Annotated in this window: 24 protein-coding genes; 11 read left to right on the top strand and 13 right to left on the bottom strand. The window is 66.3% G+C overall.

What is annotated here, in order from left to right:
- Positions 1 to 48: 48 nt before the first annotated feature.
- The gene (locus POF53_RS24090; protein WP_498969762.1) at positions 49 to 648 is read right to left on the bottom strand and encodes a 2-hydroxychromene-2-carboxylate isomerase; all 600 of its coding nucleotides are present in this window, start codon (positions 646 to 648) and stop codon (positions 49 to 51) included.
- Between the two features lie 27 nt (positions 649 to 675).
- The gene (locus POF53_RS24085; protein WP_498969760.1) at positions 676 to 1407 is read right to left on the bottom strand and encodes an SDR family oxidoreductase; all 732 of its coding nucleotides are present in this window, start codon (positions 1405 to 1407) and stop codon (positions 676 to 678) included.
- 89 nt (positions 1408 to 1496) lie between these two features.
- Between POF53_RS24085 and POF53_RS24080 the strand changes: the two genes are divergently transcribed.
- The 5 genes from POF53_RS24080 (at position 1497) to POF53_RS24060 (ending at position 8778) form a co-directional block, all read left to right on the top strand.
- A complete protein-coding gene (locus POF53_RS24080) occupies positions 1497 to 2060 on the top strand; it encodes a TetR/AcrR family transcriptional regulator (protein ID WP_232856139.1) in 564 nt (187 codons plus the stop codon).
- Positions 2047 to 2640: an eCIS core domain-containing protein gene (locus tag POF53_RS24075; RefSeq protein ID WP_498969758.1), complete on the top strand. Its 594-nt coding sequence runs from the start codon at positions 2047 to 2049 to the stop codon at positions 2638 to 2640. The genes POF53_RS24080 and POF53_RS24075 overlap by 14 nt, the downstream gene beginning before the upstream one ends.
- Before the next feature lie 292 nt (positions 2641 to 2932).
- On the top strand, positions 2933 to 4174 hold the full coding sequence (gene mexE / locus POF53_RS24070; protein WP_203652452.1) for a multidrug efflux RND transporter periplasmic adaptor subunit MexE: 1242 nt from the start codon (positions 2933 to 2935) through the stop codon (positions 4172 to 4174).
- Between the two features lie 12 nt (positions 4175 to 4186).
- On the top strand, positions 4187 to 7366 hold the full coding sequence (locus tag POF53_RS24065; RefSeq protein ID WP_203652451.1) for an efflux RND transporter permease subunit: 3180 nt from the start codon (positions 4187 to 4189) through the stop codon (positions 7364 to 7366).
- A complete protein-coding gene (locus tag POF53_RS24060; protein ID WP_498969755.1) occupies positions 7363 to 8778 on the top strand; it encodes an efflux transporter outer membrane subunit in 1416 nt (471 codons plus the stop codon). The genes POF53_RS24065 and POF53_RS24060 overlap by 4 nt, the downstream gene beginning before the upstream one ends.
- Before the next feature lie 269 nt (positions 8779 to 9047).
- Here POF53_RS24060 and POF53_RS24055 read toward each other — a convergent pair whose 3' ends face one another.
- Positions 9048 to 9287: a helix-hairpin-helix domain-containing protein gene (locus tag POF53_RS24055; RefSeq protein WP_110738643.1), complete on the bottom strand. Its 240-nt coding sequence runs from the start codon at positions 9285 to 9287 to the stop codon at positions 9048 to 9050.
- A 92-nt stretch (positions 9288 to 9379) separates the two neighbouring features.
- On the opposite strand from POF53_RS24055, the gene POF53_RS24050 reads away from it, so the two are divergent.
- Complete coding sequence (locus tag POF53_RS24050) at positions 9380 to 9997, top strand: LysE family transporter (protein ID WP_186732241.1); 618 nt, start codon at positions 9380 to 9382, stop codon at positions 9995 to 9997.
- Positions 9998 to 10000: 3 nt separating this feature from the next.
- Here POF53_RS24050 and POF53_RS24045 read toward each other — a convergent pair whose 3' ends face one another.
- Together POF53_RS24045 and POF53_RS24040 are read right to left on the bottom strand one after the other, a co-directional pair.
- Positions 10001 to 10396 carry a hypothetical protein gene (locus POF53_RS24045; protein ID WP_475858787.1) on the bottom strand — a complete coding sequence of 132 codons (396 nt, stop codon included), beginning with the start codon at positions 10394 to 10396 and terminating at the stop codon, positions 10001 to 10003.
- A 56-nt stretch (positions 10397 to 10452) separates the two neighbouring features.
- Positions 10453 to 11154 carry an NUDIX hydrolase gene (locus POF53_RS24040; protein WP_498969752.1) on the bottom strand — a complete coding sequence of 234 codons (702 nt, stop codon included), beginning with the start codon at positions 11152 to 11154 and terminating at the stop codon, positions 10453 to 10455.
- A gap of 143 nt (positions 11155 to 11297) precedes the next feature.
- Here POF53_RS24040 and POF53_RS24035 point away from each other — a divergent pair, with 143 nt between their 5' ends.
- The 4 genes from POF53_RS24035 to POF53_RS24020 all read left to right on the top strand — a co-directional run bounded on the left by POF53_RS24035 (position 11298) and on the right by POF53_RS24020 (position 15641).
- Entirely contained in the window at positions 11298 to 11948 is a 651-nt protein-coding gene (locus POF53_RS24035; RefSeq protein WP_498969750.1) for a nicotinamidase, read from the top strand.
- Positions 11945 to 13144, top strand: coding sequence for a nicotinate phosphoribosyltransferase (gene pncB / locus POF53_RS24030; RefSeq protein ID WP_498969748.1), 1200 nt, complete (start codon positions 11945 to 11947; stop codon positions 13142 to 13144). The genes POF53_RS24035 and pncB overlap by 4 nt, the downstream gene beginning before the upstream one ends.
- A gap of 184 nt (positions 13145 to 13328) precedes the next feature.
- Entirely contained in the window at positions 13329 to 14702 is a 1374-nt protein-coding gene (gene ppnN, locus POF53_RS24025; protein ID WP_203652441.1) for a nucleotide 5'-monophosphate nucleosidase PpnN, read from the top strand.
- A 288-nt stretch (positions 14703 to 14990) separates the two neighbouring features.
- Positions 14991 to 15641, top strand: coding sequence for a TIGR04211 family SH3 domain-containing protein (locus POF53_RS24020; RefSeq protein ID WP_232856146.1), 651 nt, complete (start codon positions 14991 to 14993; stop codon positions 15639 to 15641).
- Between the two features lie 51 nt (positions 15642 to 15692).
- On the opposite strand, the gene POF53_RS24015 is transcribed toward POF53_RS24020, so the two are convergent.
- From POF53_RS24015 to POF53_RS23980, 8 genes are all read right to left on the bottom strand, one after another.
- Positions 15693 to 17006, bottom strand: a complete 1314-nt coding sequence (locus tag POF53_RS24015) for a c-type cytochrome (protein ID WP_498969745.1) — start codon at positions 17004 to 17006, stop codon at positions 15693 to 15695.
- Positions 17007 to 17017: 11 nt separating this feature from the next.
- Complete coding sequence (locus POF53_RS24010) at positions 17018 to 18805, bottom strand: GMC family oxidoreductase (protein ID WP_232856148.1); 1788 nt, start codon at positions 18803 to 18805, stop codon at positions 17018 to 17020.
- A gap of 3 nt (positions 18806 to 18808) precedes the next feature.
- Positions 18809 to 19555 carry a gluconate 2-dehydrogenase subunit 3 family protein gene (locus tag POF53_RS24005; protein WP_232856149.1) on the bottom strand — a complete coding sequence of 249 codons (747 nt, stop codon included), beginning with the start codon at positions 19553 to 19555 and terminating at the stop codon, positions 18809 to 18811.
- Positions 19556 to 19746: 191 nt separating this feature from the next.
- Positions 19747 to 20733, bottom strand: a complete 987-nt coding sequence (locus tag POF53_RS24000) for a 2-hydroxyacid dehydrogenase (RefSeq protein WP_232856150.1) — start codon at positions 20731 to 20733, stop codon at positions 19747 to 19749.
- 10 nt (positions 20734 to 20743) lie between these two features.
- Positions 20744 to 22021 (bottom strand): MFS transporter, encoded by a 1278-nt coding sequence (locus POF53_RS23995; RefSeq protein WP_232856151.1) that lies wholly within the window; start codon positions 22019 to 22021, stop codon positions 20744 to 20746.
- 57 nt (positions 22022 to 22078) lie between these two features.
- A complete protein-coding gene (locus POF53_RS23990) occupies positions 22079 to 23038 on the bottom strand; it encodes a sugar kinase (RefSeq protein WP_498969742.1) in 960 nt (319 codons plus the stop codon).
- A complete protein-coding gene (locus POF53_RS23985; RefSeq protein ID WP_498969740.1) occupies positions 23031 to 23801 on the bottom strand; it encodes a hypothetical protein in 771 nt (256 codons plus the stop codon). The genes POF53_RS23990 and POF53_RS23985 overlap by 8 nt, the downstream gene beginning before the upstream one ends.
- Before the next feature lie 72 nt (positions 23802 to 23873).
- Entirely contained in the window at positions 23874 to 24896 is a 1023-nt protein-coding gene (locus tag POF53_RS23980; protein WP_498969738.1) for a LacI family DNA-binding transcriptional regulator, read from the bottom strand.
- A 202-nt stretch (positions 24897 to 25098) separates the two neighbouring features.
- On the opposite strand from POF53_RS23980, the gene POF53_RS23975 reads away from it, so the two are divergent.
- Complete coding sequence (locus POF53_RS23975) at positions 25099 to 25272, top strand: hypothetical protein (protein WP_186732228.1); 174 nt, start codon at positions 25099 to 25101, stop codon at positions 25270 to 25272.
- The last annotated feature ends 104 nt before the right edge of the window (positions 25273 to 25376 follow it).

The raw sequence follows: 25376 nt of genomic DNA, 5'->3' as shown, positions 1-25376 counted from the left end.
ATTCGCGGCACAAGGCCGCTCCTACAGGGGGGTGGCATGGCCAGATCGTCATGCCTGCCGGGCCAAAGCCTGCTCGACGAAATCCAGCCGGTCCTGGCCGAAGAACATCTGCCCGTCGACGAAGAATGTCGGCGCCCCGAACACGCCACGTTCGACCGCCTCCTCGGTAGCTTTGCGCAAGGCGTCCTTGACCTCGGGTCGCACGGCCAGCTCCTGGAACATCTCGGCCTCGAAGCCTCCTGCGGCCAAGGTCTTACCCAATACCGCAGGGTCTGCCAGATTGCGCCCGTGCACGAACAGCCCTTCGAAAAGCACCTTCAACAGCGCTTCGAAACGTTCCTCGGCAAACAACTGGACGCCAGTCAGCCCGCGCATCAAGGTCAGGGTGTTGACCGGAAACCCTGGCGGCAGGGTCAGGGGCACGCCATAGCGGTCGGCGTAGCGCTTGAGGTCGATGCGCATATAGCGCCCCTTGGCCGGCACCATGACCGGCGAGGCGTTGCCGGTGGCCTGGAACACCCCGCCCAGCAGAATCGGCTTGTACACCAACCGCGCCCCGTGACGCGCGCACAGGGCGGGTAGCTGGGTCGAGGCCAGGTAAGTGGCCGGGCTGCCCAGGTCCAGGAAGAACTCGACGGTCTTGCTCATGATTCGTTCCTTGTATGAGGGTGGGACTTACCAGCGCTCCATCCACGGGCGCAGGTCAAGTTCGAAGGTCCAGGCATCCCGTGGCTGGGCATGCAGGAACCAGTAGCTGTCGGCGATGTGCGCCGGGTCCAGGATGCCGTCCTGGTCCTTGAGCGCATAGCGTTCGGGGAAGCTGTCGCGGATGAACGCGGTGTCGATGGCGCCGTCGACCACTACATGGGCGACATGGATGTTGCGCGGCCCAAGCTCGCGCGCCATGCTCTGGGCCAAGGCGCGCAGGCCGTGCTTGGCCCCGGCGAAGGCGGCGAAACCGGCCGCCCCGCGGGTACCGGCGGTGGCGCCGGTAAAGAGAATGGTGCCGCGCTCGCGGGTCACCATGCGCCGGGCGACCGCCTGGGCGGTGAGAAAGCCGGCGAAGCAGGCCATTTCCCAGATCTTGAAGTACTTGCGCGGGGTTTCCTCGAGGATGCTGCACGGAACATTGGCGCCGATATTGAAGACAAAGGCGTCGATCGGGCCGATATCCCGCTCGATGGTCTCGACCAGCTCGGCGACCTCTTCTTCCTTGCGCGCATCGGACCCGAAGCCATGGGCCTGGCCACCTGCGACGCGGATCTCATCGACCAGCGGCTGCAGTTTTTCCACCTGGCGCCGGGTCACGCAGGCGACATACCCCTCGCGGGCGAAACGCTTGGCGATCTCGCCCCCGGTGGCGTCGCCCGCGCCGATCACCAGCACGACCTTTTGTTGTTCTGCCATGGACCGCTCCATTGATGAATGATCGTTTAGTAAACGAACGCTATGCTACGATCAGCCTATCGTCAAGCCCGCGCCAAGAGGTTCCGCGCATGCGCTACAGCACCGACCACAAGCAACAGACCCGCGAAAAGCTGCTGGCCAGCAGCGGCGCCCTGGCCAAGCGCGGGGGTTTCGCCGCCACCGGCGTGGCCGGGCTGATGAAGGCCATCGGCCTGACCGGCGGCGCCTTCTACAACCATTTCCCGTCCAAGGACGACCTGTTCAGCGAGATCGTCCGCCGCGAACTGGCCAACAGCCCGTTGGCGCGTCTGGTCGAGCGTGGCACCGATCGGCCCCGGCTCAAGCGCCTGCTCGAGCAATACCTGAGCCTGGCCCACCTGCACAATGCCGAGGGCGGCTGCCCACTGCCGCCACTGGGGGTGGAGATCGCCCGCGCCGAGCGACCGGTGCGCGAACAGGCCGAACACTGGCTGGTGGAGCTGCACCAGGCGTGGAGCGAGACCCTCGACGACTCCGAGCTGGCCTGGGCCTTGCTCAGTCAGTGCGTCGGCGCACTGGTGGTGGGCCGTATGCTGGCCAGCGAGCCGGTGCAGGCGCAGGTGCTGGACGCCAGCCGCAAACTGGTCGGACGGGTCTTCGATGAGGCTCGCTAGTACGCTGCTGGGACTGCTGTTGACTCTGCCCGCCTTCGCCCAGGACAGCTGCCCGGTCGGGCAATACCAGGTATGCCTGGTGGTGTGTTTCTGCGCGCCCATCGACCCCAACCAGGGCGGCCAGGTGCTGCAGGATGTCGAGCGCATGGCCAGCGGCAGCCTGGTATTCGCCCTACGCCAGGCTCGCGATGAGGCCACCGCCAGCGGCAGCCAGCCGATCCCCCTGCATGTCCGTGCCCAGCTCGAGCCCTGGTACGATTTCGCCGTGCTCGACGCGGCGCGCTACCGGGTGGGCGATGAACAGCAGATCAGCGCCGCCAACGCATTGCTGCAGAACCCGGACGTCAACGCGGTGACCCTGATCGACACCATCATTTTCCGTCGCAGCGCCGATGCCGAGGACAACGTGGCGCTGTGGGCCCATGAGCTCAAGCATGTGCAGCAGTACCAGGAACTGGGGGTGGAGGAATTCGCCAGGCGCTATACCCGGGATTACCAGGCACTAGAGGGGCCGGCCTACGAGATCGAGGCGAAAGTGGCCAAGGCGTTGCGTGAGAAGGCATCCGGCGGGCCACGCTGACTGCCGAATTACACCATCCCCCTGTAGGAGCGGCCTTGTGCCGCGAAAGGGCTGCTAAGCAGCCCCGGCAATTGATGCGTCAACGCTGAAATCCTGGGGCTGCTGCGCAGCCCTTTCGCGGCGCAAGGCCGCTCCTACACGGGGTGATGCCGGCCTGAAACCATGCGTCCGGATCGATGACGGCACCCGACCTATCATTGCGCGTGATAATAACCTTCGCTCCGTTTGATTCGTGCGCCACGCGCAAGACACTCACACTCCGCCCACTACTAATACATTGGCGGAGTTCTCCATGGATCACTCACTCAAACCCTTGCGCTTCCCCCTCGCTGCCCTGGCAGTGGTGGTGCTCAGCGCTTGCGGTCGCACCCCCGACGCCGTGCAGGCTCCCGCCGCGCCCAAGGTCAGCGTAGCCAAGGTGATCGAACAGCCGATCAACGAATGGGACGAGTTCACCGGCCGCCTCGAAGCGCCGGAAACCGTCGAAGTACGTCCACGGGTGTCCGGCCAGATCGACCAGGTGGCCTTCACCGAAGGCGCCCAGGTCAAGAAAGGCGACCTGCTGTTCCAGATCGACCCACGCCCGTTCCAGGCAGAAGTGCGCCGCCTCGAAGCCCAGCTGCAACAGGCCAAGGCCACCGCCATCCGCAGCGCCAACGAAGCCCGCCGTGGCGAGCGCCTGCGCGACAGCAACGCGATTTCTGCGGAACTGGCCGAGTCGCGCAGCAGCGCCGCCGCCGAGGCCCGCGCCGGGGTCGACGCGATCCAGGCCCAGCTCGACCTGGCCCGCCTGAACCTGAGCTTCACCCGCGTTACCGCGCCGATCAGTGGCCGCGTCAGCCGCGCCCAGTTCACCGCCGGCAACATCGTCAGCGCCGACGTCACCCCGCTGACCAGCGTGGTCTCCACCGACAAGGTGTACGCCTACTTCGACGCCGACGAGCGCGTGTACCTCAAGTACAGCCAGCTCGCCCGCGACGGCCAGCGCGGCCAGAGCACCCCGGTGTACCTGGGCCTGACCAACGAGACCGGCAACCCGCACCTGGGCCAGATGAACTTCGTCGACAACCAGGTCAACCCGCGCACCGGCACCATCCGTGGCCGCGCCGTGTTCGACAACCGCGACGGCCAGTTCACCCCGGGCCTGTACGCGCGCCTGAAGCTGGTCGGCAGCGCCCAGTACGACGCCGTGCTGATCAACGACGAAGCGGTCGGCACCGACCTTGGCAAGAAGTTCGTGCTGGTCATGGACAAGGACAACAAGGCCGCCTACCGCGCCGTGGAACTGGGACCCAAGCTCGAAGGCCTGCGCATCGTCCGTAGCGGCCTGGCCAAGGACGACCGCATCGTGGTCAAGGGCCTGCAGCGCGTGCGCCCGGGCTCGCCGGTCACCCCTGAGGAAACGCCGATGGCCAGCGAGCAGACCCTCGCCGCCCTCGCCCAGCAGCGCCAGGCCCTGGAGGCCAGCAACCCGGCGCCGAAGGTTGCCGGCGCCAATGTCAAAGTCGCCAGCGCCCAAGCGCCGCGCGGTTAAGGGACAACACCGATGAACTTTTCGAAATTCTTCATTACCCGGCCGATTTTCGCCGCGGTGCTGTCGCTGGTGCTGCTGATCGCGGGCTCGATCTCGCTGTTCCAGCTGCCGATCAGCGAATACCCCGAAGTGGTGCCGCCCACCGTGGTGGTGCGCGCCAACTTCCCCGGCGCCAACCCCAAGGTGATCGGCGAGACCGTCGCAGCGCCCTTGGAGCAGGCCATCACCGGTGTCGAGAACATGCTGTACATGTCCTCGCAGTCCACCGCCGACGGCAAGCTGACCCTGACCATCACCTTCGCCCTGGGCACCGACCTGGACAACGCCCAGGTGCAGGTGCAGAACCGCGTGACCCGTACCCAGCCCAAGCTGCCGGAAGAGGTGACGCGCATCGGCATCACCGTCGACAAGGCCTCGCCCGACCTGACCATGGTCGTGCACCTGACCTCGCCGGACAACCGCTACGACATGCTCTACCTGTCCAACTACGCCATCCTCAACATCAAGGATGAGCTGGCGCGCCTCGGTGGCGTCGGTGACGTGCAGCTGTTCGGCATGGGCGACTACTCGCTGCGGGTGTGGCTCGACCCGAACAAGACCGCTTCGCGCAACCTGACCGCCAGCGACGTGGTGGCCGCCATTCGCGAGCAGAACCGCCAGGTCGCCGCCGGCCAGCTGGGCGCCCCGCCCGCCCCGGGTTCGACCAGCTTCCAGCTGTCGATCAACACCCAGGGCCGCCTGGTCAACGAGGAAGAGTTCGAGAACATCATCATCCGTGCCGGTGCCAACGGCGAGATCACCCGCCTGAAGGACATCGCCCGGGTCGAGCTCGGCTCCAGCCAGTACGCCCTGCGCTCGCTGCTGAACAACCAGCCGGCGGTGGCCATCCCGATCTTCCAGCGCCCAGGCTCCAACGCCATCGAGATCTCCGACGAAGTGCGGGCGAAGATGGCCGAACTGAAGAAAGAGTTCCCGGAAGGCATGGACTACAGCATCGTCTATGACCCGACCGTGTTCGTTCGTGGCTCCATCGAAGCCGTGGTACACACCCTGTTCGAAGCCCTGATCCTGGTCGTGCTGGTGGTGATCCTGTTCCTGCAGACCTGGCGCGCCTCGATCATCCCGCTGATGGCCGTGCCCGTCTCGCTGATCGGCACCTTCGCGGTGATGCACCTGTTCGGCTTCTCGCTCAACGCGCTGTCGTTGTTCGGCCTGGTACTGGCCATCGGTATCGTGGTGGACGACGCCATCGTCGTGGTGGAGAACGTCGAGCGTAACATCGGCCTTGGCCTGAAACCGCTGGAAGCCACGCAGAAGGCCATGAGCGAAGTGACCGGCCCGATCATCGCCACCGCCCTGGTGCTGTGCGCCGTGTTCGTGCCCGCCGCGTTCATCTCCGGCCTCACCGGGCAGTTCTACAAGCAGTTCGCCCTGACCATCGCCATCTCCACCGTGATCTCGGCATTCAACTCGCTGACCCTGTCGCCGGCCCTGGCCGCCGTGCTGCTGAAGGACCACCACGCGCCCAAGGACCGTTTCTCGCGGTTCCTGGAAAAACTGCTGGGCAGCTGGCTGTTCGCCCCGTTCAATCGCTTCTTCGACCGCGCCAGCCATGGCTATGTCGGCGGCGTGCGCCGGGTCATCCGCTCCAGCGGCATTGCCCTGTTCGTCTATGCCGGTTTGATGGGCCTGACCTACCTGGGCTTCTCGTCCACCCCGACCGGCTTCGTCCCGGCCCAGGACAAGCAGTATCTGGTGGCCTTCGCCCAGCTGCCTGACGCCGCCAGCCTCGACCGCACCGAGGCGGTGATCAAGAAGATGAGCGAGATCGCCCTCAAGCAACCGGGCGTGGCTGATTCGGTGGCCTTCCCGGGCCTGTCGATCAACGGCTTCACCAACAGCCCGAACAGCGGCATCGTGTTCACCCCGCTCAAGCCGTTCGACGAGCGCAAGGACCCGAGCCAGTCGGCGGCGGCCATCGCGGCGGCCCTGAACGCCCAGTTCGCCGATATCCAGGACGCCTACATCGCGATCTTCCCGCCTCCGCCGGTCCAAGGCCTGGGCACCATCGGCGGCTTCCGCCTGCAGATCGAGGACCGCGGCAACCTGGGCTACGAAGCGCTGTACAAAGAGACCCAGAACATCATCGCCAAGAGCCACAACGTGCCGGAACTGGCGGGCCTGTTCACCAGCTACCAGGTCAACGTGCCGCAGGTCGATGCCGCCATCGACCGGGAAAAGGCCAAGACCCACGGCGTGGCAATCAATGACATCTTCGACACCCTGCAGGTCTACCTGGGCTCGCTGTACACCAACGACTTCAACCGCTTTGGCCGCACTTACCAGGTCAACGTCCAGGCCGAGCAGCAGTTCCGCCTCGACGCCGAGCAGATCGGCCAGCTGAAGGTGCGCAACAACCTGGGCGAGATGATCCCGCTGGCGACCTTCCTCAAGGTCAGCGACACCTCCGGGCCTGACCGGGTCATGCACTACAACGGCTTCATCACCGCCGAGATCAACGGTGCCGCGGCCCCAGGCTACAGCTCCGGCCAGGCCGAGGCGGCGATCGAGAAACTGCTCAAGGAGGAACTGCCCAACGGCATGACCTTCGAATGGACCGACCTGACCTACCAGCAGATCCTCTCAGGCAACACCGCGCTGTTCGTGTTCCCGCTCTGCGTGCTGCTGGCCTTCCTGGTGCTGGCCGCCCAGTACGAGAGCTGGAGCCTGCCGCTGGCGGTGATCCTGATCGTGCCGATGACCCTGCTGTCGGCCATCACCGGGGTGATCGTCTCCGGTGGCGACAACAACATCTTCACCCAGATCGGCTTGATCGTACTGGTGGGCCTGGCGTGCAAGAACGCGATCCTGATTGTCGAATTCGCCAAGGATGAACAGGCCAAGGGCCTCGACCCGCTGGCTGCGGTACTGGAAGCCTGCCGCCTGCGTCTGCGGCCGATCCTGATGACCTCGATCGCCTTCATCATGGGCGTGGTGCCGCTGGTGTTCAGCTCCGGCGCCGGTTCCGAGATGCGTCACGCCATGGGTGTGGCGGTGTTCTCGGGGATGATCGGGGTGACCGTGTTCGGCCTGTTCCTGACCCCGGTGTTCTTCTTCCTGATCCGCCGTTTCGTCGAGCGTCGCCAGGCCCGCAAGGCCGGGCACGCAGTGGCCCTGGAGAACCACGCATGAAGTTGCTCAAACCCCTGACCCCGAGCCTGCTGGCACTGGCCCTGGCGGCCTGCGCGGTGGGCCCGGACTACAAGACCCCGGCCACGGAACCGGCGCAGCTCGACAGCAGCCTGCAAGCCAAGGCCTTCGACCGCAACCGCTTCGAGAGCGTATGGTGGAAGCAGTTCGACGACCCGGTGCTCAACCAGTTGGTACAGGCGTCGCTGGACGGCAACCGCGACCTGCGCGTGGCCTTCGCCCGCCTGAAAGCGGCGCGGTCGATTCGCGAGGACGTGTCCAACGACCAGATCCCCGTGGTCACCAGCCGCGCCAGTAGCGACCTGGGCAAGGGCCAGGTACCCGGCCAGACCGAGCGCCGGGTCAACAGCGAGCGCTATGACCTGGGCCTGGACATGGCCTGGGAGCTAGACCTGTTCGGCCGCATCCAGCGCCAGATCGAAGCCAGCGAAGCCCAGGAAGCCGCCGCCGAGGCCGACCTGCAGCAGCTGCAGGTCAGCCTGATCGCCGAACTGGTCGACGCTTATGGCCAGTTGCGCGGCGCCCAGTTGCGCGAGCAGATCGCCGTGGCCAACCTCAAGACCCAGCAGCAGTCGCGGGACATCACCGTGACCCTGCGCGATACCGGGGTCGGCAACGAGCTCGACGTGGTCCGCGCCGACGCCCGCCTGGCGGGTGTTGAAGCCACCGTGCCACAGCTGCAGGCCGAACAGGTACGGGCGAAGAACCGCATCGCCACCCTGCTCGGCCAGCGCCCGGACGCCCTGAGCGTGGACCTGGCGCCCAAGGCCCTGCCCGCCATAGCCAAGGCCTTGCCGGTGGGCGACCCCGGCGAGCTGCTGCGCCGCCGCCCGGACATCCGCAGCGCCGAGCGCCAGCTGGCGGCGGCCACGGCCAACGTCGGCGTGGCCACCGCCGACCTGTTCCCACGGGTCAGCTTGAGCGGCTTCCTCGGCTTCACCGCCGCGCGCGGCTCGCAGATCGGCTCCTCGGCTGCCAATGCCTGGGCGCTGGGCCCGAGCATCACCTGGGCAGCCTTCGACCTGGGCAGCGTGCGCGCCCGCCTGCGCGGCGCCAAGGCCGATGCCGAGGGTGCCCTGGCCAACTACGAACAGCAGGTGCTGCTGGCCCTGGAGGAATCCTCCAATGCCTTCAGCGACTACGGCAAGCGCCAACAGCGCCTGCTGGCGCTGATGCGCCAGAGCGACGCCAGCCGCAAGGCGGCGGAACTGGCCTCGGTGCGCTACCGCGAAGGTACGGTGGACTACCTGGTGCTGCTCGACGCCGAGCGCGAACGCCTGAGCGCCGAAGACGCCCAGGCCCAGGGCGAGGTCGAGCTGTACAGCGGCATCGTCGCGATCTACAAGGCGCTGGGCGGCGGCTGGCAACCCGACGTGGTGGCCAGCTCGCGCTGATCGCCCCCTGATGTGAAGACTCCTTTGGTTGGTTCCTCCCCCAACCGTTTGCCCCGAAGGCCTTGGTCTTCGGGGCTTTTTTATGCTGCTCCAAAGGCCCTGCACGCCCCTCTGTAGGAGCGGCCTTGTGCCGCGAAAGGGCTGCGTAGCAGCCCCGGCGATTGATGTGTCAACGCTGAACCCCTGGGGCCGCTACGCAGCCTTTTCGCGGCACAAGGCCGCTCCTACAGGGGAAACGGTCAACGTGCGTGCCACATCTGGACAGCCCGTCAAAAAGCAACCTCCCTGGCCCGCGCAATCGCCGCCTGTATCGCCCCCCGCGCCTGCGGGCTGTTCTTCCAGCAACTGCTGCCCACCAGCCCGGCCGCCTCGCTGACGATCTGCAGGGCATCGGCCCCGGCCAGTCGTGCCAGCGAGTCATAACCCAACTGCTCGAGCCGCTGCACCACGGTCGGCCCCACGCCCTTGACCGCCAGCAATACCGCCCGCTCATCCGCGCTGAACGCCATCTTCACCTCCCTGTGCCGCCATGGCTTTGCAAGTCCCGCGAATAATGGCATATATCGTGATCTGCCCGCCCACCTTCCCCAGGAGACTTCCCATGCTCGGCGTGACCGACTACGGCGCTTTCGTGATCGCGTTCCTCATCCTCCTGGCGATCCCCGGCCCCGGCAACTTCGCCCTGATCACCGCCACCGGCAAGGGCGGCATCAAGGGCGGCCTGGCCGCCACCTTCGGGGTGATCCTCGGCGACCAGGTGCTGATGTGGCTGGCGGTGGCCGGCGTCGCCACCCTGCTGGCCACCTACCCGGCCGCCTTCCATGTGGTGCAGTGGGCCGGCGCCGCCTACCTGGCCTGGCTCGGCCTGCGCATGGTGCTGAGCAAGCCCGGCGGTGCGCCGCGCGACAGCGGCATGGCCAGCGGCCGCTACCTGCGCCAGACCATGATGATCACCCTGCTCAACCCCAAGGCGATCATGTTCTACATGGCGTTCTTCCCGCTGTTCATCGACCCGGTGCGCCACCAGGGCGTGGTGACCTTCGCCTTCATGGCGCTGACCGTGGCCGGCCTGACCCTGCTCTACGGCCTGGTGGCGGTGCTGCTCACCCACCGCCTGGCCGAGCGCATGCGCGCCAGCCCGCGCATCGCCAACCTGCTCGAACGCCTGGCCGGCGCCTGCCTGGTGGGCTTTGGTATCAAGCTGGCGGCGATGCGCTGAGGCTCAGGCGTCGCGCAACAGGTCGTGGGCGTCGAGCAGGCGGAAGGCCACCTGCGGATTGCGCTCCAGCCCACGACGGATGGCGGCGGGAATCGACTGGCGGGTTTTGCGGCACAGCCCTGTCTGCGCCGCAAGCTCGATGACGATGCCGCGCATGGTGCGCACTTCGTTGAAGCCCGGGGCGATATACACGCGGATGCCCAGTTGTTCGTAGAGGCGCGCTTGCAGGCGCTGCAGGTCCTCCAGATCCTTGAGGTTTTCCAGGCGTTCGACCAGGCGCTTCTCCTCCTCGCGGGTGAGCAGCAGGATGCGTCGCTCGGGGCCGTCGGCCAGGCGTTCGCGGCCGCAGTCGCAGGCGCCCGGTGGACAAGGATGGCGTTGGGGAGGCGGGTTGGTCATGGGGCAAGGATAGTCGTTACTCGACGACTGCAGGAAGAGGCCGCAACCTGTCCTGACTATCCTCCCGCCAACAGACTCCGGTCGAACATGAACGCGCCGCTCCCCTGCGGGGTATGCCGGTACAGTTGCTGTGGCCGCCCCAGCCGGGGCTGGTTCTTCTCTCCGGTGTCCTGCACCCAACCTTCGCTCTTCATGCGCTCCAGACGTTTGCGCATTGAGGTGTTGTTGACCGGCTGTCCCAGGCACGCCTGCGCGGCGGCCAGGGCGTCCAGCACGGTGAACCGCTCGGGTGCCAGGTACAGCGGCAGGTTGGTGTACACGGCCTTGGCCGCCAGCCGTTCGTAGGCGCGCTCGACCAGCAGACGATGATCGAACGGCAACGGCGGCTCATTATCCAGGACGGCTTGCAGATCGAAGAAGGCAATCTGCGGATCCTCGACCACGACCGCAGGGTCAAGCAACGCCAGGTAGTAAGTGCTCAATGTCCAGCCCCGCGGGTCGCGGGAAGCATTGCCCTCGGTGCCAACCTGCTCCAGGTGGCGCGGGCGCACCTTGGCCTTTTCCGAGAGAGCCCGGCAGGCGGCGACATCCAGATTGTTGTCCGCAGTACTGCCATTGACGATGACGCCCGGCAAGGCCCACTGGCCCTTGTAGGGCTCGCGCTCGCGCGGGGACAGCAACACCTCCAGGCGCTGGCTGTGTGGCGACAGGCGCAGGGTGACGATATCGACACTGGCCAGGACTTCAGCTGTGCTCACGGAACGGTTCCTTAATCAACGTCCGCCTATATTCCACCAGGGCGATTAAATAGAGCAAGTCTGAACCCCTGGATAAAATAATCTTGACACACTTAATTCACCAGGTGAAATATTTAGCCATTCCAGCCGAGGAGCTTCCTCCGATGAAAATCGCCAGTTTCGATGTCGACGCGCAGAACGGCTTCACCGCCAACGCCCCCCATGAGCTGCCGGTGCCCGGCGGCCACCTGATCGCCCCCGCGCTCAACGCCATGGCCCAACGCGCCTCGCTGCGCCTGGGCAGCAAGGACGCCCACCCGGCCAACGCCGCCTGGGTGGTCGCCGAGCCGGGCCAGATGCTGCAACCACTGACCTTGGCCAATGCCGACCTGACCTGGGTCCGCCACTGCGTCCCCGGCACCCCGGGGTTCGAGCTGCTGCCCGGCCTGCCCGCCCCCATCGACTACGACTACTTCGTCTGGAAAGGCGTAGAACCCGACCTGCACCCCTACGGCGCCTGCTACCACGACCTGGCCGAGCGCCGCTCCACCGGCGTCATCGAGTTCCTCAAGGTGCAACAGGCGCAGGCGATCATTGTCGGCGGGCTGGCACTGGACTACTGCGTGCGCACCACCGCCTTGCAACTGCGCCGCGCCGGCTTCGAGGTACTGCTGTACCTGCCGGCCTGCCGTGCCCTGAGCGCGGAAGGCGCACAGGCGGCCTGCGCCGAAATGACCCGTGCCGGCATCCACCTGTGCGCCGACGAACAGGCCCTCGACATCCAACTCGTTCAACTCAAAGAGGCCCGCCCATGAGCGACAGCGTCTTCGGCCCACGGATCATCCAGAACCTGTTGGACACCGACTTCTACAAGATCACCATGATGCAGGCGGTGTTGCACAACTACCCCAACGCCGAGGTGGAATGGGAATTTCGCTGCCGCAACGACGAGGACCTGGCGCCCTACCTCGCCGAGATCCGCTATCAGGTCGAGCAGTTGGCCGATGTCTCGATCACCCATGACCAGCTGGCCTATCTGGAGAAGATCCCGTTCATCAAGCCGGACTTCATCCGCTTCCTCAGCCTGTTCCGCTTCAACCTGCGCTATGTGCAGGTCGGCCTGGACGATGCCGGGCAACTGGCGATCCGCGTACGCGGCCCGTGGTTGCATGTGATCCTGTTCGAGATTCCGTTGCTGGCGATCATCAGCGAGGTACGCAACCGCTACCGCTATCGCGAAGTGCTGATCGAACAGGTCGGTGAGCGCCTGTACCAGAAACTCGACTGGCTCAGGGCAGAAGCCAGCGACGACGAGCTGGCCGGTCTGCAACTGGCCGATTTCGGTACCCGCCGGCGATTCTCCTACCGGGTGCAGGAAGAAGTGGTGCATATCCTCAAGCGTGATTTTCCCGGGCGTTTCGTCGGTACCAGCAACGTGCACCTGGCCCGCGAATACCAGGTCAAACCCCTAGGCACCATGGCCCATGAGTGGTTCATGGCCCACCAGCAGCTCGGTCCGCGCCTGGTCGACAGCCAGGTCGCCGCGCTGGAATGCTGGGTACGTGAATACCGTGGACAATTGGGCATCGCCCTGACCGACTGCATCGGCATGGATGCGTTCATGCACGACTTCGACCTGTACTTCGCCAAGCTGTTCGACGGCCTGCGCCATGACTCGGGCGAACCGCTGGCCTGGGCCGAGAAGGCCATCGCCCACTATGACCGGCTGGGGATCGACCCGAAGAGCAAGACGCTGATCTTTTCCGATGGACTGGATTTCCAGAAGATGCTTGAGCTGTACCGTGCGTTGAATGACAGGATCCATGTCAGCTTCGGCATTGGTACCAACCTCACCTGCGATATCCCCGGGGTAAAGCCGATGAACATGGTGATCAAGATGACCGCCTGCAACGGCGCGCCGGTGGCGAAGATCTCCGACAGCCCGGGCAAGACCCAGTGCCGGGACGAGAATTTCGTGGCGTACCTGCGGCATGTGTTCAAGGTGAGGTGACCTTCGTGGCAGCGGGCTTGACCCGCGATGCCTTACCGGCCCTGATCGCGGGGCAAGCCCTCTCCCACAAAGGCCACTCCCACGATTGCCAGCCAGGCTTTTTCACCCGCCCCCTCGTTGCCACGCACATTTGCTTGTATGGTGTTGTCCAAGAAGGATGTTTTACCCGCACAGGAAAGACCAGATGCCCCAACGCAATGTCATCAACGCCTCCGTCAGCCCCAAGGGCAGCCTGGAGACGCTGTCGCAACGTGAAGTCCAGCAACTGAGCGAAGTCGGTACCGGCAGCCTCTACACCCTGTTCCGCCAGTGCGCCCTGGCCATCCTCAACACCGGCGCCCATGTCGACAACGCCAAGACCATCCTCGAGGCCTACAAGGACTTCGAGGTACGCATCCACCAGCAGGACCGCGGCGTGCGCCTTGAGCTGCTCAACGCCCCGGCCGACGCCTTCGTCGACGGCGAAATGATCGCCAGCACCCGCGAGATGCTGTTCAGCGCCCTGCGCGACATCGTCTACACCGAGAGCGAGCTGGCCAGCCAGCGCATCGACCTGGAAAGCTCGCAAGGCCTCACCGACTACGTCTTCCACCTGCTGCGCAACGCCCGCACCCTGCGCCCGGGCGTCGAGCCGAAGTTGGTGGTGTGCTGGGGCGGGCACTCGATCAGCAGCGAGGAATACCAGTACACCAAGAAGGTCGGCCACGAGCTGGGCCTGCGCAAGCTGGATGTCTGCACCGGCTGCGGCCCGGGCGTGATGAAGGGGCCGATGAAGGGCGCCACCATTGCCCATGCCAAGCAGCGCATGCACGGCAGTCGCTACCTGGGCCTGACCGAGCCGGGCATCATCGCCGCCGAGGCGCCCAACCCGATCGTCAACGAACTGGTGATCCTGCCGGACATCGAGAAGCGCCTGGAGGCCTTCGTCCGCGTCGGCCACGGCATCATCATCTTCCCCGGCGGCGCCGGCACCGCCGAGGAGTTCCTGTACCTGCTCGGCATTCTCATGCACCCGGACAACCAGGACTTGCCGTTCCCGGTCGTGCTCACCGGGCCGCGCAGCGCCGAAGCCTTCCTGCAGCAGTTGCACGCCTTCGTCGGCGCAACCCTCGGCGAGGCCGCCCAGCGTCACTACCAGATCATCATCGACGATCCGGCCGAAGTGGCCCGGCAGATGGTCGAGGGGCTCAAGGTGGTCAAGCAGTTCCGCCGTGAACGTAACGACGCGTTCCACTTCAACTGGCTGCTGAAGATCGACGAGGGCTTCCAGCACCCGTTCGACCCGACCCACGAGAACATGGCCAACCTGGCCCTGCGCCGCGAACTGCCGCCCCACGAATTGGCGGCCAACCTGCGCCGGGCGTTCTCCGGGATCGTCGCCGGCAACGTCAAGGACAAGGGCATCCGCCTGATCGAGGAGCACGGGCCGTACCAGATCCGCGGCGACGCGGCGATCCTCGACCCGCTCGGGCGCCTGCTGCAGGCGTTCGTCGACCAGCACCGCATGAAGCTGCCCGGTGGGGCGGCGTATGTGCCGTGCTATGAGGTGGTGGCCTGAGGTAGCCGCTGCAATGGAGCAAAAAGTAATGCTGTGATTTAGCTGGGGCAGCGTGGGAGCGGGCTTGCCCCGCGATCACCGACAAAGTCGGTGCCATCGATCGCATCGCGGGGCAAGCCCGCTCCCACGCTGCTAGAGATACGGCCAGCAACATCCTGCAGACATTTCCTGCACCAGGTAGTGAACCTGCCTACAAAAAAACGGTCTTTCGCTGACGGTCAATCCACCCGACCGGATCGCCGGCCCAGTCATCGGGCCTTCATTCGTCCTGTTTCAGCGAAGACCAGCATGCCAGACATCCAGCCCGCTTCCCCTGCCCTCACCGCCCTGCGCGGCGGCCTGATCGCCGCCCTGATCGCCCTTGCCGTTCCGGCCCACGCCGAAGAGCCGGCCAGCGATGCGCGCTGGGTCAGCGACAGCCTGAGCACCTACGTGCGCAGCGGTCCCACCGATGGCCACCGCATAGTCGGCACGCTCAAGTCCGGGCAGAAGGTCAGCCTGGTGACCAGCCAGGGCAACTACAGCCAGGTGCGCGGACAGAGCGGCGACCTGGTGTGGATCCTCAGCAACGACCTGCAGGCCGTGCCCGGCCAGAACGAGCGCCTGCCGCAGCTCGACGCCCAGGTGGCCGAGTTGTCCGGCCAGTTGAAGAACATCGACGAGAGCTGGAAGAACCGCGTGCAGGGCATGCAGGAGACCCTCGACTCGCGCAAGGCGCTGATCGACGAGCTGGAAAGCCGCAACAAGGCGCTCAACGAGCAACTGGCGCAGAGCCAGTCGACCCTGCGCGACACCCAGGCGCGCCTGGGTGACGAGAACAAGCAGGTGATGATGCGCTACATGGTCTACGGCGGCAGCATCGCCGGGGCCGGGCTGCTGGCGGGGTTGATCCTGCCGGCGCTGACCCGCGGCCGTAAACGCAACGACCGCTGGTTCTGAGTGGCGGGGCCAGGGGCAAGGTCGTGCAGACCCGTTGCCCCCGGCCACTGCTCAGGGCTCCTGGATACCCGTGGTATCGCCGATCAACGACTCGGCCTTCAGTGCCGGCGGCGCCTGCTTGCGCAGTTGCGCCACCTGCCCCGCCTTCACCGCCGGTGCCTGGTTGCCCCAGCTGGCGCGAATGAAGTTGACCACATCGGCCACCTGCTGGTCCGACAGGCGCCAGCCGAAGCCCGGCATGCTGAAGGTCGAGGGCGCCGTCGCCGTGGCCGGCAGGGTCGCGCCCTCCAGCACGATGTGGATCAACGAGGTGGCATCCTCGCCCTGCACCACCGGGTTGCCGGCCAGCGCCGGGAACACCCGGGCGTAGCCCTTGCCGTCGGTGCGGTGGCAGGCACCGCAGTTGTCGACGTAGAGCGCCGCGCCGGTCTTGCCGTCATTGCCCTGCCACAGCGCCTGGGCGACGGCAGGATCCTCGCGGAACGGCTTGTCGTCCGGGTTCACCGGCGGCAGGGTCTTGAGGTACCGGGCGATGGCGGTCAGGTCGGCGTCGCTCATGTACTGCATGCTGTGCTCGACCACGTCGCTCATGCCGCCGAACACCGCGGTACGCTCGTTGCGCCCGGTCTTGAGGAAGGCAACGATCTGCGCCTCGTCCCAACTGCCCAGGCCATCCTTGTGATCACCGCGCAGGTTCTTGGCAATCCAGCCCTCCAGGGGCGCGCTGCCGGACAGGAACGCCGCGCCGTCGCCGGCATCCAGGGCTTTTTCCTGCATGGTCAGCGCCCGCGGCGTGTGGCACGCGCCACAGTGCCCCAACCCTTCGACCAGGTAGGCGCCGCGCGCCACCAGCGGATCGCGCCCGGCGGCTTCGAACGGCTTGACCGGCGGCGCGAACAACCCGCGCCAGAACGCCAGCGGCCAGCGCATGCTCAGCGGCCAGGGAATGTCGCTGTCCTTGTTCTGCTGCTCCACCGGCTGCACGCCGTGCATGAAGTAGGCGTAGAGCGCCTGCATGTCCTGGTCGCTGACCCGGGCATAGGACGGGTACGGCATGGCCGGATACAGCGTGCTGCCATCCTTGCCGATACCCTGGCGCACGGCACGCTCGAAGTCCTCGTAGCTGTACTGGCCGATGCCGCTCGCATGGGGCGTGATATTGGTCGAGTACAGGGTGCCGATGGGCGTTTCCATGGGCAGCCCGCCGGCGAACGGCTTGCCGCCCTTGGCGGTGTGGCAGGCCACGCAGTCGCCGGCGCGGGCCAGGTATTCGCCTTGCCTGACCTGCGCCGGGTCCACCGCGTCGGCGGCCTGCAGCAAGGTGCTGGCGCCCAGGCCCAGCATGGCGATGAGCAATGTCTTCATGTTGGCCTTCCTCATGCCTGCACCAGTGGACCGGGGTTCTTCAGGTAGCGCTCGCGGATCGCCCGCGCCGACCAGTAGGTCAGTGCCGCCACCAGGCCGGTGGGGTTGTAGCCCAGGCCCTGGGGGAAGGCCGAGGCGCCGGGCACGAACACGTTGTGCACGTCCCAGCACTGCAGGTAGCGATTGAGCGCGCTGGTTTTCGGATCGGTGCCCATGATCGCGCCACCGTTGAGGTGGGTGGTCTGATAGGTGGAGGCATCGAAGTGCTGGCCGAAGGCTTTCTTGCCCGCGCTGATCGCCTTGGGCCCCATGGCCTCGGCGATCTTGCCCATGCGCTCGACCATGAAACGGTTCATCTTCACGTCGTTGTCCTTCCAGTCGAAGGTCATGCGCAGCAGGGGCAAACCGTAGGCATCCTTGTACACCGGGTCCAGGTCGAGGTAGTTGTCGCGGTAGGACTGGTGCGCGCCATGGGCGTCCATCGACAGCATGTGCCGGTAGCTGTCGGCCACCGCGGCCTTCCAGCCACTGCCCCACTTCGGCGTGCCCGGCGGCACCTTGATGCCGGAGATCGGCTTGGCGCCGGCCTGGTTGACCCAGAACGGCGAACCGCCGACGAAGCCGTGGGGGCCATGGTCGAAGTTGTCGGCGTTGAAGTCGTCCACCGCCACGCCGTTGCCGCCGGCGCCGATGAAGGGGTTGGTGTGGTGGCTGTCGCGGTCGAAGAACGCGGTCACGGTGGAGATGTTCTGGTAGGCGAAGTTGCGTCCGACCACCCCTTCGTTGCTCACCGGGTCGTAGGGTTTGCCGATGCCCGAGAGCAGCATCAGGCGCACGTTGTTGTACTGGAACGCGCCGAGGATCACCAGGTCGGCCGGTTGCTCCACCTCTCGCCCCTGGCTGTCGACGTAGGTCACGCCGGTGGCCAGGCGCTTGTCGGCGGTCAGGTTGACCCGCAGCACATGGGCGTTGTTGCGCAGCTCGAAGTTCGGCACCTGGCGCAGGGCCGGGAGGATGTTCACGTTGGGCGAGGCCTTGGAGTACATGTAGCAGGCATAGCCGCTGCAATAGCCGCAGAAGTTGCACGGCCCCATCTGCGCGCCGTAGGGGTTGGTGTAGGGCCCTGAGGTGTTGGCCGACGGCAGGTTGTAGGGGTGGTAGCCGACCTCGCGGGCGGCCTTCTCGAACAGCTGCGCCGACACGGTGTTCTTCTGCGCCGCCAGCGGGAAGTCGCTGGAGCGGTCGGCGGCGAACGGGTTGCCACCCTTGTCGCGGCCTACCACCTGGCCCTTGATCGACCAGGCCGTGCCGGAGGTGCCGAACACCTTCTCGGCGAAATCGAAGTACGGCTCCAGCTCTTCATAGCTGACGCCGAAGTCCTGGATGGTCATGCCCTCGGGAATGAAACGCTTGCCGTAGCGCTCCTCGTAGTGGCTGCGCAGGCGCAGCTCCACCGGGTCGACGCGAAAATGCACGCCGGACCAGTGCAGCCCCGCTCCGCCCGTGCCGGTGCCGGGCAGGAAGGCGCCGAACTGGCGGTACGGCACGGCCACGTCGTTGACGCTGTGGCGCAGGGTCACGGTCTCGCGGGAGATGTCCATGAACAGCTTCTTGCGCGAGTTGTAGGTCAGCTCGTCCATGGTCTGCGGGTAGACGCCGTCCGGGTAGGTGTCGCGGGCAGGGCCGCGCTCCAGGGCCAGCACCTGCAGGCCGGCCTCGGTCAGTTCCTTGGCCATGATCGCCCCGGCCCAGCCGAACCCGACGATGACCACATCGACTTTCTTCATCACTTGGCTCATGGCTCAACCTCGCTCGCCGCTGATGGACACTGACGGGAAGGGATAGCGCTCGTCGCGCTCCACCCAGTCCATGAAATCGGCGCGGGCGCCGGGGAAGCCGACCAGCTTCCAGCCGGCCAGGCCCTGGTTGCCGCCGTGCAGGGGGTCGCTGAAAAAGCCCTCACGGGTGTTCAGCCAGAGCATGCCGAGGAAGGTGGCCGCCGGCACCGTGGCAAAGACCGGCTTGCCGCCGTCCAGGGCCTCGAGCACCTGCTGCTGTTGTTCAAGGCCGAGCTGGGCGAACGCCTTGCCGAACTGCGCCTGGCACCAGGCGTCGGTTTCGGCGATGCCCAGCCGGTAGATCTCCTGAGGGCTGAGCTTGAGCTGGTAACCCAGCTCGGTGGGCGCGTCGGGGCGGAATGGCCCCTGCATGTACCACAGCCCACCGCTGCCGTAGCGGGTGTTGAGCTGACGGTCGATGAACTCGGGCACGCCGGCATCGGCCGCACCGGGGCCGAGGGCGTCGGTGGGGATCAGCACGGCCACGGCGGCGCTGACGAAGGCCCACTCCTCGCGGGTGAAGAAGCTCGGCTGGTAGGCCCGTGCCGGGGCCGCTCGGGCCGGTTCGGCAGGTGCCGGGGTGACGCTGTCGGCGAGCACTGCGCTGCCCAGTCCCGTGCCGGCGAGGGTCGCCACCGGGATCAGGGTCAGGGATTGGCGCAGGAACGCCCGGCGCGCCGGTTGCACGGAGGCGGGTTGGTCCTTGGACATGAGGATGTCTCTCTGTTGATCAGGTCATACGGAAATCGTCGCCCTTTTCACCGCTGAAGATCCCGGAGCCACAGGCCGAGACAGCGCTGTCTCGGCGGAGCGGCCTTGTTTTGCCAAAGGGTCGCGGCGCGACCCCGGGATATCGAATCGGGCAAGGGCTGTTGTTATGGCAAGCACAGTGCTCGCCCCGCTCATGGGTTTCGCCGCGACCAGGCAAGCGGGTTGACCAGGTTCTGCGGCCGCTCGCCGGCCAAGGCGGCCAGCAGGTTTTCAACGGCGCAACGGGCCATGGCCTCGCGGGTCTCCTCGGTGGCCGAGCCGATGTGCGGCGTCACCACCAGGTTGTCCAGTTGCAGCAACGGCGAATCGGCCGGCAACGGCTCGCGCACGAACACGTCCAGGCCGGCGCCGCGAATGCGCCGCTCGGCCAGGGCCTGGAACAATGCAGCCTCGTCCAGCACCCGACCACGGGAGATATTCACCAGGACCGCCGACGGTTTCATCAGCGCCAGTTGTGGTGCGCCGATCAGGTTCTCGGTCGCGGCGGTCAACGGCAGGCACAGGCAGACGAAATCGGACTCGGCCAGCAATGCCTCCAGGCTGCGATGCGCGGCGGCGAACCGCGCCTCCACCTCGGGCCGTGGCTGGCGGGTGTGGTACAGCACGCGCATGCCGAAACCGGCATGGGCGCGGCGGGCCAGGGCCTCGCCGATACGGCCCATGCCGACGATGCCCAGGGTCTTGCCCTGCACATCGCAACCGAACTGCGCCGGCCCGATACCTGCCTGCCAGTGGCCGGCGCGGATCCAGCCGTCGAGCTCGACGACCCGCCGGGCACAGGCGAGGATCAGGGCGAAGCCGGTGTCGGCGGTGGTTTCGGTGAGCACGTCGGGGGTGTTGGTCAACAGCACGCCGCGCTGGTCGAAGGCGTCGATATCGTAGTTGTCGACGCCGACCGATACACTGGAGACCACTTCCAGCTGCGGCGCCAGGTCGAGCAAGGGGGCGTCCAGGCGCAGGCTGGCGCCGAGCAGCCCATGGGCGCCCGGCAGCGCCGCACGCAGGCGGGCGAGGCCGTCGGCACTGGGCGATTCGACCAGGGTCACCTCGGCGTGCGCCTGCAGGCGGGCCATGAGCGCGTCGGAGAGGCGTTTGTAGAGGACGATGCGTTTCTTCATTGCACGGTACCTATCGGCTGGGCGCCAGGCTTTGCCGGCGTGTCTGTTGCAAGGGGTTGAGAACGGCGGTCAGGGCCACGGCCAGCAGCAGCGCCACGCACATGAACAGGTAGGAGGCGCCGGGTCCGCCGGTGGCGCCATTGAGGTAGCCCACCAGCCACGAGCCGGAAAACGAGCCCAGCGCGCCCATGCTGTTGATCAGCGCCATGGCGCCCCCGGCGACGTTGGCCGGCAGCAGCTCGGGGACGATGGCGAAGAACGGCCCGTAGGGCGCGTACATGCAGGCCCCGGCGATCACCAGCAAGGCGTAGGACCACCAGAAATGCTCGGTGCCCAGGCTGTACGAGCCGTAAAACGCCAGGGCGGCGATCAGCAGTGGCGGCCAGACGAAACGCTTGCGCTTCTGCAGGCGATCCGAGGCCCAGGACACGCCGAGCATGGCCACCACCGCCCCCAGGTACGGCACCGCCGACAACCAGCCGGCGGTGACGATGTCCAGCGCCGCCGCCTGCTTGAGGATCGACGGCAGCCAGAGCACGAAGCCGTACACGCCGATGCTCCAGCAGAAGTACTGCAGCGACAGGATCAACACCGTAGGCGAGCGGAACGCCTCGCGGTAGTTCTTCACCGGCTTGATACCCTGCTGCTCGGCGTCCAGCGCCTGGCGCAGCGCCGCCTTCTCGCGGGTATCCAGCCACTTGGCCTGCTCCGGACGGTCATCCACCAGGCGCCACCAGATGAAGGCCCAGAGAATCGCCGGCGCGCCTTCGATGATGAACATCCAGCGCCAGTCGAACTGCTGCACCAGGTAGCCCGAAACCACCGACATCCACAGGATGGTCACCGGGTTGCCGAGGATCAGGAAGGTGTTGGCCCGCGAGCGCTCGGCGCGGGTGAACCAGTGGCAGAGGTAGATGAGCATGGCCGGCATCACCGCCGCCTCCACCACGCCCAGCAGGAAGCGGATGACGATCAGCAGGTAGACGTCATGCACCACGCCGGTCAGCGTCGCCAGGCCACCCCAGAGGATCAGGCTGGCGAAGATCAGCTTCTTCACGCTGCGCTTCTGCGCATAGAGGGCGCCCGGCACCTGGAAGAAGAAGTAGCCAAGGAAGAACAGCGCGCCGAGCAGCGACGACAGCGCCGGGGTGATCTTCAGGTCGTCGGCCATGCCCGAGGCCGCGGCAAAGCCATAGTTGGCCCGGTCGAGGTAGGCCAGGCTGTAGGTGATGAAGACGATGGGCATGATGTACCACCAGCGTCTGGGAGCGAGTCGATCAAGCTGCATGGGGATTCTCCTGGTCTTGTTGTTCTTGTCACATCAGGTGCCGGACGGTCCGGCGATTCAGCGTGGTTGGATCGAAGCGTGTTCGTGCAGGTCCAGTTCGTGGCGTTGCGGCAGGCCCTCCATGTCGCCCCGGCTCTGCACCGCCCGGCTGCCGCACCAGTTGCCCCGGGCCACGGCCCGGCGCAGCGGCAGCCCTTCGAGCAAGGCGCTGATCACGCCGACGGCGAAGGCGTCACCCGCGCCCACGGTGTCAACCACCCGGGCCACCGGAAAGCCCGGAACTACCCCGTGTTCACCCTTGGCGTCGCGCCAGTAGGCGCCTTCGGCGCCAAGCTTGATGGCCACGTATTGCACACCTTGCTCGAGGTAGAACTCGGCTATGGCCTGCGGCGACTCGCGGCCACTCAGCAGGCGCCCCTCCTCAAGCCCCGGCAGGACCCAGTCGGCCTTGAACGCCAGGGCGTTGATCTCGCGCACCATGGTCTGGCGGTCCGGCCACAGCGAAGGCCGCAGGTTGGGGTCGAAGGAAATGCTGCGGCCATGGGCGCGCATGTTGTCCAGCAACTGGTGGCAGAGCGCGCGGCAGCTGGCCGACAAGGCCGGTGGAATGCCGGTGGCGTGCAGGTGCCGGGCCTCCAGCAACGTGGGTTGCAGCTGGGCCGGCGACAACCGGCTGGCCGCCGAGCCACGACGGAAATACTCGACTTTCGGATCGCGGCCGTCATCGCAGCGCTCCTTGAGCTGGAACCCGGTGGGATGCTCGTCATCGATCTCGACGCTGGAACAGTCCAGCCCTTCCTGGCGCAGGGTGTCGAGCACGAAGGCGCCGAGCGAGTCGTTACCCACCCGGCTCAGCCAGCGCACCCCCAGACCCAGGCGCGCCAGGCCGATGGCCACGTTGCTGTCGGCACCGGCGATGCGTTTGCCGAAACCCTCGACCTGGGCCAGTTCGCCCGGCTGCGCGGCCACGAACATGGCCATGGTTTCACCGAAACACAGGACGTCGCGCTCAGCCATGGCACACCTGCCCTTCCAACTGCGCCAGTTGCGCGACCTGCCGCGCGGTCAGCGCCAGCAGGTCGTCACCGGCCAGGGGGTATTCGATGGCCCGCGGCAGGTCCGGGGCGAAATAGGTCATCAGCTCGCGCCACTGGGCCAGGTCAAGCGCCTGGGGCACGACCGCGACCAGGCGCCCGTCGGCACGCCGGGCCACGGCCTTGCAGTGCACATAGCGCACCCAACGGCCCAGCAGCTGTGCCGCCAGCAGCGGTGATTCGTCATGCCAGTACCAGTTACCGATATCGAAGGTCATGCCCGGTGCCACGCCCTGCTCCTGCGCCTCGCGGAAGAATCGTTCCAGGACCTGCAGCCGTCCGCCGTAAAGCGTCTGGTCGTTTTCCACATACAGCGCTGTCTTGTGTCCCAGCAATGGCGCCAGGGCCTGCAAGTCACAGCCTGGCTGGTAATGCCCCAGCGACACCTTCAGCGCCACCGCGCCGATTTCGATTGCCAGTTGCAGGCGCTGGGCGATGGCCGGCTCCAGGCTGCCATCCTCGCGCCACAGCTCCAGTGGCGTGGAGTAAAGGCTCTGCAGGCCATGCTCGGCGGCCAGGTTGGCCAGGGTGGTGGCAGCGGGCGTGGCGTCGAACAGTTCCTCACGCCATTCCACCCGCCGCGCACCGGCGGCGGCCAGCAACGGCAGGTAGCTGGCCTGACCCAGGCGCCGCACGGCATCGGCACCGAAACTCGACAAGCTGATGGAGACAATGGGCGATTGCATGTGTGTGGTCCTTGTTCTTGTAGATGAAACCGGTTTCATTTTTCGCCAGCAGCATCGGCGTCAAGGACGCCGTCAGGCTTGTGATCGGGTGGAGCCTCGCGGGATCAGCTCGGCTTGCAAATCCAGGCGCCGCGCCGGCGAACCGCTGCCTTGCAGGCGCTCCAGCAGGCACTGGAACGCTGCGGCACCGATCCGCCCGGTGGGCTGGGCCAGGGCGGTGATGCCGCTGCCCACCAACGGGTACCAGTCCAGCTCGTCGAGCGCCAGCAGGCCGACGTCCTGGAACAGCGTTCCGCCACGGGCGTGCAGCACGCGTACCACTTCCAGGGTGGCAACGCCGTTACAGGTGAACAAGGCCTGCGGGCCGTGCCCTGCCCCGGCGATGAAGCTGCCCAGCTGCTCCGGCAGGTCCGCGCCCACCGCCAGCACCTGCCCACGCAGGCCAGGGCGCCGGGCGATGGAGGCCTGGAAGGCGTCAACCCGCTCCTGGCGGGAGCTGGTGCCGTCGAGCGGCTCGGTCACGGCGAGGATGTCGCGATAACCGCAACGCTGCAGGTGATCAAGGGCCTGTTCGACGGCGTCGCTGTTGTCCAGCCCCACCAGGTCGACTGCCAGGCCGGCCAGTTGCCGGTCGACCAGCACCATCGGCAGGTTGAGGGCCAGCTTGGCCAGCTCGTCGGCGCGGTGGCCGAGGGTGTTCACGATCAGGCCGTCGACGTTGTACGACTGCAGGGCTTGCAGGTGGCTGCGTTCCTGGTCGTCGTCGTAGTCGGTGTTGCACACCACCAGGCTGTAGCCGTGCTGGCGGCAGGCAGTCTCGACGCCGTGCATCACCGCCACCGAATAGGGGTTGCGGATATCAGCCAGGAGCATGCCGATCAGCCCGGTGCGGCCGCGCTTGAGGGCGCTGGCCATGCGGTTGGGGCGATAGCCGAGGCGTTCGACGACGGCCTCGATGCGTTGCGCGGTGGCTTCGGCGAGCAGTTGCCGGTCCTCGCCCATGTAGCGCGACACCGTGGCCTTGGAAACGCCGGCGGCCTTGGCGACTTCGCTGATGGTGACCCGACCGCGGACGGATGTTGGCTCTTTGTTCACCCTGTTTCCTTCTTGTTTGCGCTTTTGCAGGGTTGATGAAAACGGTTTCAATGAAATCAGGGATGGGGGGTGGCGTCAAGTGACGGGCTTTCTGCCAAAGCGGGTGGATTCAGTGCCAATCGCTTGTCCTGGCGCTTTGCATGGGGGGCTTCGGGGTTATGGTGGTTTCATGGAGTTCGTTCGCCCTGCCTTGGAGATGGCCATGACCACGCTGTTCAGGATCAGTCTGATTTTGCTGCTTGCCGGTATGGGGATGGGGGATATCGTGGTGGCCAGTGTGGGGTTGGTTGGGTTGTGTGGGGGGGCTGTGGTGCTCAGTGTTCGGCAGGATGATGGTGAGGTACGGGGGGGTGGGGAGTCGGAGTTTATTGCTTGAAGGCTCTGGCTCTTGGGTGATTGTTTTGATTTTTGTGTGCGCATTCGTAGAAGATATCGACATTTAGTCACCTTTCCGCCCTTACGGCGGGTTACTTTGGTCTT

The organism is Mitsuaria sp. RG (assembly GCF_028369275.1).
Taxonomy (GTDB): Bacteria; Pseudomonadota; Gammaproteobacteria; order Pseudomonadales; family Pseudomonadaceae; genus Aquipseudomonas; species Aquipseudomonas peradeniyensis.
The sequence above is the reverse complement of the archived record's forward strand: the minus strand, read 5'-3'. Positions and strand labels throughout refer to the sequence as shown.

What these genes read in the sequence shown, in the direction of transcription:
- POF53_RS24090 (WP_498969762.1), bottom strand. Translation starts at nt 648, where the DNA reads ATGAGCAAGACCGTCGAGTTCTTCCTGGACCTGGGCAGCCCGGCCACT.
- POF53_RS24085 (WP_498969760.1), bottom strand. Translation starts at nt 1,407, where the DNA reads ATGGCAGAACAACAAAAGGTCGTGCTGGTGATCGGCGCGGGCGACGCC.
- POF53_RS24080 (WP_232856139.1), top strand. Translation starts at nt 1,497, where the DNA reads ATGCGCTACAGCACCGACCACAAGCAACAGACCCGCGAAAAGCTGCTG.
- POF53_RS24075 (WP_498969758.1), top strand. Translation starts at nt 2,047, where the DNA reads ATGAGGCTCGCTAGTACGCTGCTGGGACTGCTGTTGACTCTGCCCGCC.
- mexE (WP_203652452.1), top strand. Translation starts at nt 2,933, where the DNA reads ATGGATCACTCACTCAAACCCTTGCGCTTCCCCCTCGCTGCCCTGGCA.
- POF53_RS24065 (WP_203652451.1), top strand. Translation starts at nt 4,187, where the DNA reads ATGAACTTTTCGAAATTCTTCATTACCCGGCCGATTTTCGCCGCGGTG.
- POF53_RS24060 (WP_498969755.1), top strand. Translation starts at nt 7,363, where the DNA reads ATGAAGTTGCTCAAACCCCTGACCCCGAGCCTGCTGGCACTGGCCCTG.
- POF53_RS24055 (WP_110738643.1), bottom strand. Translation starts at nt 9,287, where the DNA reads ATGGCGTTCAGCGCGGATGAGCGGGCGGTATTGCTGGCGGTCAAGGGC.
- POF53_RS24050 (WP_186732241.1), top strand. Translation starts at nt 9,380, where the DNA reads ATGCTCGGCGTGACCGACTACGGCGCTTTCGTGATCGCGTTCCTCATC.
- POF53_RS24045 (WP_475858787.1), bottom strand. Translation starts at nt 10,396, where the DNA reads ATGACCAACCCGCCTCCCCAACGCCATCCTTGTCCACCGGGCGCCTGC.
- POF53_RS24035 (WP_498969750.1), top strand. Translation starts at nt 11,298, where the DNA reads ATGAAAATCGCCAGTTTCGATGTCGACGCGCAGAACGGCTTCACCGCC.
- pncB (WP_498969748.1), top strand. Translation starts at nt 11,945, where the DNA reads ATGAGCGACAGCGTCTTCGGCCCACGGATCATCCAGAACCTGTTGGAC.
- ppnN (WP_203652441.1), top strand. Translation starts at nt 13,329, where the DNA reads ATGCCCCAACGCAATGTCATCAACGCCTCCGTCAGCCCCAAGGGCAGC.
- POF53_RS24020 (WP_232856146.1), top strand. Translation starts at nt 14,991, where the DNA reads ATGCCAGACATCCAGCCCGCTTCCCCTGCCCTCACCGCCCTGCGCGGC.
- POF53_RS24015 (WP_498969745.1), bottom strand. Translation starts at nt 17,006, where the DNA reads ATGAAGACATTGCTCATCGCCATGCTGGGCCTGGGCGCCAGCACCTTG.
- POF53_RS24010 (WP_232856148.1), bottom strand. Translation starts at nt 18,805, where the DNA reads ATGAGCCAAGTGATGAAGAAAGTCGATGTGGTCATCGTCGGGTTCGGC.
- POF53_RS24005 (WP_232856149.1), bottom strand. Translation starts at nt 19,555, where the DNA reads ATGTCCAAGGACCAACCCGCCTCCGTGCAACCGGCGCGCCGGGCGTTC.
- POF53_RS24000 (WP_232856150.1), bottom strand. Translation starts at nt 20,733, where the DNA reads ATGAAGAAACGCATCGTCCTCTACAAACGCCTCTCCGACGCGCTCATG.
- POF53_RS23995 (WP_232856151.1), bottom strand. Translation starts at nt 22,021, where the DNA reads ATGCAGCTTGATCGACTCGCTCCCAGACGCTGGTGGTACATCATGCCC.
- POF53_RS23990 (WP_498969742.1), bottom strand. Translation starts at nt 23,038, where the DNA reads ATGGCTGAGCGCGACGTCCTGTGTTTCGGTGAAACCATGGCCATGTTC.
- POF53_RS23985 (WP_498969740.1), bottom strand. Translation starts at nt 23,801, where the DNA reads ATGCAATCGCCCATTGTCTCCATCAGCTTGTCGAGTTTCGGTGCCGAT.
- POF53_RS23975 (WP_186732228.1), top strand. Translation starts at nt 25,099, where the DNA reads ATGACCACGCTGTTCAGGATCAGTCTGATTTTGCTGCTTGCCGGTATG.